Source organism: Qipengyuania sp., assembly GCF_048550555.1.
In the GTDB taxonomy this organism is placed as follows: Bacteria; Pseudomonadota; Alphaproteobacteria; order Sphingomonadales; family Sphingomonadaceae; genus Qipengyuania.
The window spans coordinates 54095-65661 of the sequence record NZ_JBLYYF010000044.1 but is presented as its reverse complement, the minus strand read 5'-3'; the positions used below and the strand labels follow the sequence as shown (position 1 = coordinate 65661).

General features: G+C 66.9%; 9 protein-coding genes. 2 read left to right on the top strand and 7 right to left on the bottom strand.

Features of this window, described 5'->3' with window-relative positions; translation table 11 throughout:
- Positions 1 to 4: 4 nt before the first annotated feature.
- On the bottom strand, positions 5 to 1783 hold the full coding sequence (locus tag ACN4E0_RS11990; protein WP_419568133.1) for an ABC transporter ATP-binding protein: 1779 nt from the start codon (positions 1781 to 1783) through the stop codon (positions 5 to 7).
- 13 nt (positions 1784 to 1796) lie between these two features.
- Positions 1797 to 2771, bottom strand: a complete 975-nt coding sequence (locus ACN4E0_RS11985) for a glycosyltransferase (RefSeq protein WP_419568132.1) — start codon at positions 2769 to 2771, stop codon at positions 1797 to 1799.
- A gap of 192 nt (positions 2772 to 2963) precedes the next feature.
- Here ACN4E0_RS11985 and ACN4E0_RS11980 point away from each other — a divergent pair, with 192 nt between their 5' ends.
- The gene (locus ACN4E0_RS11980) at positions 2964 to 4049 is read left to right on the top strand and encodes a glycosyltransferase (protein ID WP_419568131.1); all 1086 of its coding nucleotides are present in this window, start codon (positions 2964 to 2966) and stop codon (positions 4047 to 4049) included.
- Positions 4027 to 5721 carry a sulfotransferase family protein gene (locus ACN4E0_RS11975; protein ID WP_419568129.1) on the top strand — a complete coding sequence of 565 codons (1695 nt, stop codon included), beginning with the start codon at positions 4027 to 4029 and terminating at the stop codon, positions 5719 to 5721. Before ACN4E0_RS11980 ends, ACN4E0_RS11975 begins: the two co-directional genes overlap by 23 nt.
- Here ACN4E0_RS11975 and ACN4E0_RS11970 read toward each other — a convergent pair whose 3' ends face one another.
- From ACN4E0_RS11970 to ACN4E0_RS11950, 5 genes are read right to left on the bottom strand one after another with little or no spacing between them, the layout of a single operon-like run.
- Positions 5722 to 7317: a methyltransferase domain-containing protein gene (locus ACN4E0_RS11970; RefSeq protein WP_419568128.1), complete on the bottom strand. Its 1596-nt coding sequence runs from the start codon at positions 7315 to 7317 to the stop codon at positions 5722 to 5724.
- Positions 7314 to 8573 (bottom strand): NAD(P)/FAD-dependent oxidoreductase, encoded by a 1260-nt coding sequence (locus ACN4E0_RS11965; protein WP_419568127.1) that lies wholly within the window; start codon positions 8571 to 8573, stop codon positions 7314 to 7316. Before ACN4E0_RS11965 ends, ACN4E0_RS11970 begins: the two co-directional genes overlap by 4 nt.
- On the bottom strand, positions 8570 to 8833 hold the full coding sequence (locus ACN4E0_RS11960; RefSeq protein ID WP_419568126.1) for an acyl carrier protein: 264 nt from the start codon (positions 8831 to 8833) through the stop codon (positions 8570 to 8572). Before ACN4E0_RS11960 ends, ACN4E0_RS11965 begins: the two co-directional genes overlap by 4 nt.
- The gene (locus tag ACN4E0_RS11955; protein ID WP_419568124.1) at positions 8830 to 10365 is read right to left on the bottom strand and encodes an AMP-binding protein; all 1536 of its coding nucleotides are present in this window, start codon (positions 10363 to 10365) and stop codon (positions 8830 to 8832) included. Before ACN4E0_RS11955 ends, ACN4E0_RS11960 begins: the two co-directional genes overlap by 4 nt.
- A complete protein-coding gene (locus ACN4E0_RS11950; protein WP_419568122.1) occupies positions 10362 to 11462 on the bottom strand; it encodes an acyl-CoA dehydrogenase family protein in 1101 nt (366 codons plus the stop codon). The genes ACN4E0_RS11955 and ACN4E0_RS11950 overlap by 4 nt, the downstream gene beginning before the upstream one ends.
- Positions 11463 to 11567: the final 105 nt, after the last annotated feature.

Sequence of the window (11567 nt, the reverse complement as noted above, 5' to 3'; positions counted from 1 at the left end):
AAGGTCAGCCGACCACCCGCCCGTCCTCGAAATTCAGCACCCGGTCGCACCAGGCGATGGTCGACGGGCGGTGCGCGATCACCACGATCGTCACGTGGGAATCGATCGCCCGGATCGCTTCGACGACTTCGGCCTCGGTCTGGCTGTCGAGCGCGCTGGTCGCCTCGTCGAAGACCAGCACGTCGGCCTGCTTGTAGAGCGCGCGGGCGATGCCGATGCGCTGCTTCTGCCCGCCGGACAGGCGCACGCCGTCCTCCCCTACAGGCGTATCGAGCCCATCGGGCAATTCGCCGAGGAACCTCGTCAGCGAGGCACCTTCGATGGCGCGCGCAAGCCGGCATTCGTCGACATCCGCCGGCGCTTCGCAAAAGGCGATGTTCTCGCGGATCGAACAATCGGCCAGATAGGGCTGCTGTGCCACATGGCCGACGCGCAACCGCCAAGCGGGAAGATTGTCCGCATCGAGTGCCACGCCGTCGACGAGTATCCGCCCGGCGGACGGATCGAGCAGGCCGAGCACGAGGTCGGCGAAGGTGCTCTTCCCGCCCCCGCTCTTGCCGGCGATGCCGATCCTGGCCCCCTTGGCAATGGTCAGATTGATCCCGTCCAGCGCGGGCCTGCGCCGTCCCGGATAGGCGAAGGCGACATCGACGAAGCGAATCTCGCGATCGAACGGCTGCGGAGCGGCGGGTGTGGGCGCCACCTCGACCGTAAGCTTCAGCTTGTCGATGACATCGCTCAGCGAATGGTGATCGCCGCGAATCCCGGCCCAGCCCGAATAGCTGGCTTGGACAGCGGGAAGCAGCTTCTGGATGCCGAGGATCATCCCCCCGAGCACCGGAATGGTCGCGGTCAGTCCCGGGCCCGCGCTCGCGAGGTAATAGGCCAGCCCCACGATGACGAGGATGATCGCCGTCTCGACGATGTAGCGCGGCACCGTGCCGATGATCGAGGCATGCGCGCGCGCCTCGAGAATGGTGCGATCGAGTTCGCGGAACTTGTCCAGGAAATGGTCCTGGGTGCGACCGAGCAGGACGTCGCGCACCGATCCGAGCGCTTCCTGCAACGTCTGCACCCGGCGCGCCTGCAAGCCCGCGATCACAGAGCTGTTGTAACGCAGCGAGCCGGTCACGAATGTCGCGATGGCGAGGTAGGCCGCGCAAATTCCACCGAGCGCGATCAGCGCGATATAGGGCTGGATCGCCACTAGCGTGACGAAGACGGCCAGCGCCGTGATCACGTGCGAAACGATCTGGATGATCGGGGCGATCGTGCGCATGGTGATCGACTTGACCTTGTTGACCGTGGCGATCAGTTCGCTGCTGCTCTTCGCCAGATGATACGCATAGGGCTGGGCCAGCGTGTTGGAGAGCACCTGGGCGGCCAGGTCCTGCGAGGTCCGATAGACGAAGCGCTGGCTCAGCCAATAGAGCACCGTCTTCACCGCTGCGGCCACAACCGCCGAACCGACGACTGTCGCCGAAGCGACGGCAAAACGGTCGGGTCCGGAGAGGTGCGAGAGCTCCTTGAGCGCAATGCGGACGAGATAGTGGCCCGACTGGCCGGCATCGCCGGAAATGAGTGCCAGGAAGGGAAGCAATGCACCGATGGTCACGATATCGGCCAGCGCGACCACTCCGCTGAGCAGGAGGATCAGCCGCAGCTCACGCTTGCGCACGGGTGGAAGAAAACGGTGGAGCTCGCGCAGATCGCGATAGATCGTCCGCCCACGGCGCGTCCCGAACCTGGCGACGGGGCCTGGAATACTCGAGAAATCGTCCATCTGACCGCAGGTTCTAGGTCGGAATGCGCGCGGGTTGAATACCCCAGACGGAGGGTGTCACCTTGAAGTTGAGGAGGAAATCGAGCCACAAGCCGATCTGTCCGGTGAAGCTGGTGCGATAGAGGCCCGCTCTATGGAGAACTCTCATCCGGGTCAGGACATTGGGGCTGGTGTGGATCACACGGCATTGGTCGACGACCTCCTTCGCATCCTCGGTCAGCAAGTCGCGAAAAGCGTCGAGCAGCGCGATGCTTGCCACCATCCGCCCGCGCAGCTTGCCCCGGCGCAGGCGCTCGAACCTGCTCCGACGAGGTTTGTAGAAGGGCGGGATCCGAGCACCGATCGCATTGCCCTCGTGCTGCCGCCAATAGACCGTCGGTTCCCTGCTCAAGTGGAAGTGCCCGCCGGTACCCTCGACGATCAGGTACAGCCAGTGGTCGTGTGGGAACGGGCCGATGCTGGCGGCCGTATCCCGCAGCAGGCCGAAGCCCGCGCGGTTCATCACCATGGTGTGGCCCGAGGCGATGTTCTGGATCACCGCATTGCGGATGCCGGGACCGCCGCGACGACGCGGTACCTTCCCGAGCGAATGCCCCTGCGCATCGATCAGCGCGGAAGCGCTGCCGAAGGCGAAGGGTCGGTCCGGATCTTCCAATCCAGCGGCCTCGGCGGCGCGCTGCAGCTTGTCGGCGTGCCAGATGTCGTCCTGATCGCAAAAAGCGTAGAAATCCGCATCGCGCGGGGCCTGTTCGATCAGGTGGCGAAAATTTTTCGCGAAACCCATTCCGGGCCCGGAGATGATCTCGAACCGCCCTCTGGTCCACCTGCTCCGCGCCCGCTCGAGCAGGGCCAACGTATTGTCGTCGGAGCCGTCGTCCGAGGCGAGGATATGGATTTGCCCGATGGTCTGCCGTTCGAGCGATTCGATCTGCTCCTCGAGGAAGCGCGCGCCGTTGAGCGTGGCCAGCAGTATCTGGAAAGAAACCATACCAGCCTGTTCGGTCGAACCGCCCCCCTCACATGGACCATCTTTCGCAGCGAATAGGGTTTTTGGCAACTGGGCAAACGCTTTACGCACGCTTTCCCGGTCGAAATTTCTCTGGCTTCACGGATGATTGGCAGGACGAACAATGGGGATTAGGGACAGCGCAGTCATCCGGATTGCGAAAGCCAGACCTTCTTGCCGACCATATCGTTCATTTCGGGACCGGCATTGGGACACTTCGGTCGAATCGCCCTTGTCGCGCGCAGCCTGCGCGATCTGGTCGACTGCAGAATCGAGATCGTCATCCCCGCGACGGCGAAATTCGATGTCGCGCGCTTCGACGAGGAATTCTCGATCCGGCGCGTACCGATCCCGGAGCGCGAGCTCGACTGCCCCGCCGCTGCCTTCGCCGACGCGCTGGACGCCGTCTTCGAGGCGGTTAAGCCGGACCTCGTCGTCCACGACTGCTGCCCGGTTCGCTGGCTGGCGACCACACGCTTTCCCGACTGCCCGCGCGCGATCGTCACCAACGGCTTCCTGACGCGTCTCTCGCGTGGGGAGACGGTCCAGACGAAGCTGTTCCGCCGGCGCGCAAGGCTGATCGGCCGCGAACGGGCGAGGCGCGGCCTGCCTCCCCTGGCGAGCGGCTTCGATCTCTACGAGGCGGACCGCGTACTGCTCGCCGATCCCGCCTGGCTGGTCCCCGATACGGAACCACTGCCCGACACCTATCGTGCTTGCGGGGCGGTGTGGTGGGAAGCCGGAGGCGAGCTTGGCGAGGGCATGGCCGATGCCAAAGACATGCTGCTGTGCTCGATGGGTTCGACCGGCAAGCTCGTCGACGACCGTTTCTGCGCGCTTGCCGCCGAGCGGTTCGGCTGCGAGGACATCGTCCGCGTGCACAGCAAGGGCGAGGGGGAGACCGTGCGCAGGGTCGGTAATCACAGGCTGTTCGAGGCGGGGATCCTGCCGCTCGGCCGCCTTTTGCCGCGCGCCCGCGCGGTGATGACGCAGGGCGGCGCGGGATCGAGCTACCAGGCGCTCGCCGCGGGCAAGCCGCTGGTCGTGGTGCCGTCGCATCCCAACCAGCGTATCCTCGGCGACCTGCTCGAGCAGCGTGGAGTCGCCGTCACCGTGGAGAGCCAGCGCGCTCTCGCGCGGGTCCCGGCGGACCATTTTTCCCGTATCGCGGCGCGTGCCGCCGAAGCAGGGCCCGCCCGTATCGCCAACGACGGCGCCCCCAGGATCGCGAGGCATCTTGTCGAACTCCTCCCGCACTGACCGGCAGCCGCATCTCGTCATCGTCACCGGCTGCCAGCGCAGCGGGACCTCGCTGGTGGGACAGATCGTCGGCGCGCATCCGCAGGCGCTGCTGCTCGACGAGGACGAGGGGGTGATGCGCTGGGCGCGCGCGCTGCTGGCGGGCGATCCGCGGCGGCACCTGCTGCTGCCGGGCCTGCTTGCGCGGGCGGCGGAGAAATACCGCGACGACGATCCGAGGATCGTCCGGCGCCCGCTGCGACCGACCGCGCTCCACCCGGACATTACCCATCTGGTGCTCAAGGCGCCCAACCTGACCTACAGCCACGCGGCGATCGCGCGCCTCCCTGGACCGGTCTCGATCATCAACCCGGTGCGCGACGTGCGCGCGGTGGTGGCCTCGATGGGCCGGCTGAAGCGAACCGACATCGCCGCCAACCAGTTGCACCTCCTCCGCCAGGATCCGGTCGCCGCCGCGACCTATGCCGATGAGATCGCCATGCTCGAGGATCCCGGGGTCGCGAAGCATCTCAAGCGCGCGCTGGTGTGGCGGATCAAGTCGTCCGCGCATGCACATTTCGCCCGCGCCGGGCTCGATCCCCTGGTCTTCCGCTACGAGGACTGCGTCGCCGATCCGCGCGCCTTCGCCGAGCGTATCGCCGCGCATGTCGGCCTGCCCTTTACCGAAGCGATGGTCGGCCACGCGGAAGTCCTGCAGGGCGATGGGCCGGGCGAGCTCGACCGCGAACGCCCGATCGATCGCAGCTCGCTCGGCAAGTGGCAGCAGGTGCTGGGCCCGCGCGAGGAGCGCGCTATCCTCGATCTGGTCGGGGATGCGATGGAAGAACTGGGCTACGACCGCACTCCGCTGTTGGCAAAGAAGGAGCCCGCCAAGGGCGGTCTGCTGGACCAGAGGCAAGCGCCCGTCGTCGTGACCGGTCGCGGGGGCAGCGGCACGCGCCTCATCTCGGGCATCGTCCAGCAATGCGGCGTGTTCCTCGGGAATCAGCTCAACGTTTCGGCGGATTCGCTCGAATGGGTCGACACGATCTACCCGATCGCGGTCGAAAAGCATGCGGCAGACGGGAATCCTTCCCCCGATCTGCGCGCGAGCTGGACCGCCGCGCTGCGTCGGACGGCCGAGCGTATCCGCAGCGAGGGCAAGCTGTCCGACGATGCCTTGTGGGGCTTCAAGCTGCCCGAGGCGATGCTGATCATGCCCGAACTGCTCGAGGCCTTTCCCAGTGCCAAGGTCATCCATCTGGTGCGCCATCCGGTCACGAGCAGCCTGCGCCGTACACACGTGACCTCGCGCACCGACAACATTGTCGGCGAGGCGGTCTGCGCCGCCGCCTACCGCGCGGTCGGCCGCGATCCGGCACTGGCCGCAAGCGATCCCGACTGGCGGCGCAATGCGATCACCTGGCACTACCAGGTCGATCCGGTGGCACGCCTCGGCAAGAGGCTCGGCCCCGAACGCTACCTCGAGATCAGTTTCGAGGAGCTCTGCGCCGACCCGACCGCCACGCGGCAGCGCGTGCTCGCCTTCCTCGGTCGGGAGGCGGGCGACATGCCGCCGATCCCGGTCAGCAAGCGTCGCGCCGCGACGCGACTGTGGCTGCGCCCGCAGAAGAAATGGATCTGGGATCTGTGCGGCGAAACCGCGCGGATGCTCGGCTACGGGCCGATCTGATCAGCCAGCGCCGCGGCGCAGGAGGACGGCGAGGGCCGGCTGCGGATGCCCGGCATGACCGAGATCGGTATCGCCCACTTCAATCACGGCGAAGGCCGCGCCGAAGAGCCGTCGCAAATCCGCTTCGAGGCTTTCGCGTGTCTGCGCTGGCTCGAGCTTGTGCAGCAACAGGAAGAGCGCGCCTTCTTCAAGCAGCACGGCGAGATTGCGCGCATAGGCATCTCGTTCACTGTCTGGCATGGCATGCAGACAGCCGCAGTCGAAAGCGCAGTCGAAGCGCCCCGCCAGGGTATCCGCACGGGTCATGTCGGCGACGCGGTAGTCGAGCCGGAGGCCCGATGTCCCGTGCTTCTCGCGGGCCCGGCGAATGGCGGTCTCGGCGAAATCGACCGCCACCACGTCGAGGCCCTGCTGCGCGGCGAAGAGAGCGTTTTCGCCCTGCCCGCAGCCCGCTTCGAGCAAACGCATGCCGGGGCGGAAATGCCCATCGGCGATGGCCGCGACGAGCGGCGCGGGCACGCCGGAGGAGAGCCAGAACGGGGCAAAGTCGCTGCGGGACCAGCGCGCGTTCCAGCGATCGCTTCGCGAGGGTGGCCTGCGATTCGGGACGAGCCTGCCGAGCACACCCTTGCGCGCGGGTGCGAGTACCTTGTGCTTTTGCCAGCCATTGCGCATCAGCTGCAGCGACCGGAGAGGCACATTGCCGGAATCGCTCCGCCAGCGATGCTCGAGTCGCAATACGTAGTCGCGCGCCAGCCCGGCCGTGTTCTCCGCGCTCGCCCCGCCTTCGAGGTCTCCGCGCAGGGCACCCTCGATTTCGAGCAGGAGCCGCCCCTCGCCATCGCTGCGGATGAAAACGGGGTGACACGGCACCCCGGCGCTCAGCGCGAGAAAGGCATAGCTGGTGGTGAAATCCCGCTGCGTTCCGAGGAAGGAGAAGGCCTGTTTCGCACCGCCGCGCAGCCCGTCGCCGGTGCTGTGCACCACGCGCCCCCGGCGAAGGTCGCGCTGCGCTTCGGCAAGAATGCGCAGATCGCTCGATTGCGTGAGTTCGAGCATGCGCAGGCCGTCGGGCTGTTCGATGGCGAGCAGGTCCTGAAAATCGATCGGTGCGATCGCGGTCAACTCCACGCCCATGATGGCGAGTATCGGGGGGACCAGCCGTGCTGGCCCGAAATGGCTGCCGACCAGCATCGCGCCGCCGGACCCGGCGAGATGATCCAGCCCCTCGATGCGCACGAGACCCGCAAGCTCGCCGGGCGAGAGCCGCACGATCTTCTGCATCAGCAGGAACTGCACCAACTGCTCGGAAATGAGCCGTTGGAAGGCATAGCCATCCTCCTCGGACGCAGCACCGACCGCCACCGCTTCGCCCGTGTCATCGCTCGGGCGGAGCAGCGCGGCGAAGGGGCTATCCTTCCCTTCTGCGACCTGCCGCAGCGTCGCCAGGAATTCGGACACATCCATTCCGGCCAGCGCGTCGAACGCAGCCGGGGACAGTCCCATGCGGTCGAGCTTGCGCTGCAGCGGATCGACGTTCGTTGCGCGCCGGCGAAGGCCCAGGCGGGCGGCGAGCGCCGCCAGCAGCTTCTTCATGCGGCGATCTGGCCGGTGCGCCGGAGCATCTCGCGCATCAGCCGGACCGCCTCGATCTCCATGACTTCGGGCGTGTAGAGCCGCCCCGAGAAGATTTCCGCGATGTCGCTCTGGTGGGTGAAATGCGCCAGCCGGAGAAAGGCGAAGGGATATTCCCAGAATGTCCGGATGATGTACTCGACCACGGTCTGTGCGCGGACCGACGCTTCCACGAAGTCGTCGAACCGGTCGGGTTCGGCGGGATCGGCCAGGCTGCGCTCGATCGCCTGCGCCGCAAGCCTGGCTTCCTGCAGGGCGATCAGCACGCCGAAGGAGAAGATCGGGTCGAAGAAGCGATGCGAATCGCCGACACACAGGAAACCGGGGCCGGTGAAGCTGTCGATGCTGTAGGAATAATTCGAAATCGTATGGACCTCGCTCGCCAGCTCGACATGCTTCGAGCGCTCGGCAAGGATCCCGTTGACCTTGTCTAGCGAGCCCACGAAAAGCTCTTCCAGGGAGCGCCCCTCGCGCTGCAGGGCGCCCTTCGGCAGCACCACGCCAAGGCTGGTCACGTCCTCCGTCAGCGGCATGGCCCAAGCCCAATGGTGCCGCTCGCCATAGAAGATATGCGTGCTGGTTTCCTTGGGAGGGTCGTCGCGGACCATGCCGCGCACCTGAGCGTAAAGGGCGGTCTGGTTTTCATATCCTGTGCGGTTCTTGGGCCCAATCACCCCCTTGCTCGCAAGGAAAGTTTTCTGCCCCGAACAATCGGCGACATAGCGCGACCGGATGACATGGCGCCCGCCGCCGTCCACATCGACGGCGATTCCCGTGACCCGCTCCCCCTCGCGGACCACGTCGCGGCAGGTGCCCGAAACATGCACTGCGCCAAGATCGATCGCGCGGTCGAGCAACGCCTTGTCAAATTCCTCGCGCCGAACGTGCCAGGAAATCGCCGCGACCCTCGTATTGTCCGGTTCCGCAGCCTCGACCGGAACCCAGAATTGCGCCCGCGCGCTCGCTCCGCTGACGGTTGCGCCACGCCGTAGCTGATATCCGCTGTTCTCGAGATGGTCGCGCAGGCCGAGCTCGTCGATCAGCGCGACGCACTCGCCGGTCAGGGCTTCGCCGATGTGATAGCGAGGGAAGGCTTCCTTCTCGACGATCACGACGCTGCGGCCAAGCTTGCGCAAATGGATCGCCAGAGCGGCGCCGGCGGGTCCAGCGCCGACGATGGCGACGTCGCAGTCCTTATCGTCGCTGGCGAGCATCATCCCGCCGCGCCACCTATCTGCCGCCCGACGAGGCGGACCACCGACGCGATGTCGGCGAAATTCTCGGGCGCAAGCTCCTCGAGCGGGATTTCGATGCCATAGGCCGTCTCGAGCTCCATCACGAGCTGGAGCAGTTCGATCGAATCGAGCAGCTGCTCCTCGATCAGCGCGGTATCACGCGTCAGCACGGTATCGCTATCGACCAGCTTGGCGACCTTGCGGATCGCCGCCACAACCACGCTTTCGATATCCCTGGTCATGAAGTTTCGCCCTGATCGTACAGCAAGCTGCGATGGTTCGCGTCCAACCGCGCCATGTCGCACTTTCCCGAACTCGTTGTGGGCCAATCTTCGTAGAAAATAAAGCAACTTGGCACTTCGTGCGGCGGCAGGACGAGCGACAGTGCGCGGCGCAATCCGGCCTGCGAAAGCGTCGCCTCCGGTTGCACGGCGACATGCAGGCAGAGGCTCTGTCCCGCATCACACACGGTCGCCGCAGCCCCCGCCACGCCGTCGAGCGCGAGCGCCCGCGCCTCGATCGCGCCCAGTTCGACCCGATGCCCGCGCAGCTTGGCCTGGCGATCCTGTCGACCGACGAAGCGGATATCGCCCGCCGGCTCGCGAAAGCCGAAGTCTCCGGTGCGGAAAATATCGTTGCGCCCCGCGAAATACCGCTCCCGGGTCAGCTCGGGCTGGTTCCAGTAGCCCAGCATCACCGTGGGTCCGGCGACGCATATCTCACCGGTTTCTCCCGGTCCTACCGGCGCGCCCTGCGCATCGCAGATGTCGATTCGCGAATGGGCGCAGGCGCTGCCTATATTGGGCGCTTCCCCGGTCGCGGGCGCGTGCTCGACCTCGGTCCAGGCGATGACATTGGTTTCGGTCGGCCCGAAGAGATTGGCGAAGCGCGCCTGCGGCACCGCCGTGATCAGCCGGGCCAGCGCCGGCGGCGGATAGACCTCGCCCGCGAACAGCACCCAGCGCAGCCCGGGCAGCGCGCGAGTCGCCAGCCCGCCGCGCGCGACCATGGCTTGGAGGATGGTCGGCACGGTGTAGAGCACGCTGATCCGGTGCTCCTCGGCGAGCTGGCACAGCCGCGCCGGGAACAGCGCGTCACCCTCCTCGGCCAGCACGACCTGCGCCCCGATCCGCAGACCGGTGAGAATGTCGAGCAGCGAAAGGTCGAAATGCAGCGGCGCGATGTTGAGGAAACGGTCGTCCGGGCCCAAGCTAAAAACCTCCAGCGCCCAGTCGGAAAAGGCGGCGATATTGCCGTGGCTCAGGACGATGCCCTTGGGATCGCCCGTCGTCCCCGAGGTCATCAGGATCATCGCGGGATCGCTGGCCGCGAGCGGGGGACTCACGAAGCGCTGCACCTCACTGCCGGAGGGAGTCGGCGGGGGATCGGAGAGTATCTGCCGCCCCGCATCGGGCAGGCGCCCGCCGCTCTCCTCGAAGCGGGCGAACGTCGGCGCATCGAACAGGGCCACGGCGGGTTCGAGATCGGCAAGCAACGCCGCCAGTCGCAAAGCCGGCGCACGCCGGTCGAGCGGCACCGCGATCGCGCCGCACAGCAGGCTTGCGAAGAGCCAGGCGACCGCTTCGGGCCCCTTGCGCAGCGCGATGGTGACACGGTCGCCGCGCTCGACGCCGCTCGCCCGCAGCTGGCCCGCGCGAAAGTGAACCGCATCCCAGAATTCCCGGGCCGACCACACCTCACCCGCGCAGCTCAGCGCAGGCTCATCCCCGGCTCCGGCAGCACGCGCGGCGAAATCGCGCAGCACGCCGGTCACAGGCCACTGCCGATCTGGGAGGCTATGGTATTGAGCTGCACCTCGCTGGTCCCCGAAGCGGACAGCAGCGCCAGCGCATCGTCGAGCGCATCGGCGAGGCCCAGCTCGCCGCGCCAGGCGGCACCGGCGACCAGCCGGCGCAATTCACCCGTGCATTCGGCGATGGTCTCGCTGAGGAACAGCTTGCTCATCGACGGCTGAACAAGGTCGTTCCCGCCCTGATCGAGACGCCACGCCGCCTGCCGCATGAGCCATCGCGCCGCCTCGGTCCGCGTCGCAATCCGCGCGAGTGCATGGTCGGTCGCCTGGTGCCGCCCGCGTTCGGAAAGGTGTCGCACCACCCGCTCGAAATCCGCCTGCAGCGCGCCGAGCGACCCGGCGAGAATGCAGCTGCGCTCCCAGCGCATGATGTCGAGCATCTGCGCCATGCCGAGATCGCTGCGGCGCAGCAGGTCGCTTTCGGCGAGCGGGCAGTCATCGAACTCCACTTCGGCCGGCATTGTCGCACCCAGCCCGCGGACCCCCTCGATCGGCGTCACCGTCAGACCCGGCGTGTCGCGCGGCAGCAGGACCATCGAATAGGCGAAGGGAGAACGCTGCTCGCGCGAGCGTGCGAGGACCACGAACAGGTCCGCGATTGAACCATTTGTGACGCAGGTCTTGGCTCCGGATAGACGGTATCCGATGCCGTCTGCGACGAGCTTGGAACCGCAAGCGTCGAGATCGGACCCCCCGGAGGCTTCCGAAAAGCCCAGCGCCCCGACCGCCGCGCCGCTCGCCAGCCGCGGCAGCCAGGTGGCCTTCTGCTCCGCCGAACCGTGGTTCGCGACGGCCATCGCACAGCCGAACAGATGCGCCCCGAGCGCGAACAGCGCGCCACGATCGATCCCGCCCCGGCCCAGTGCCTCGAAAGCCAGCACGCTCGCCAGGGCAGGATACCCGCCGCCGCCGAGCTCCTCGGGCAGGCAGAGCCCGGCCCAGCCGCCATCGCCCCATTGCTCCCACGGGGGCGAACCGTCGATGTCGCTGAATCCTAGCGCGAAAGTGGCGGCTCGCGCGACGAGCACCTCCTCGCGCTCGGTCAGTCCGAAATCCATCCTTCTCCCGCCCGCTCCATCTCTGCTGCCCTTCTTCTTGCTCCGCCACGCGGCGCTCGGCAAGGCGCCGAATGTGGCACCGCGCGAAATTCGCTCGACGAAAGA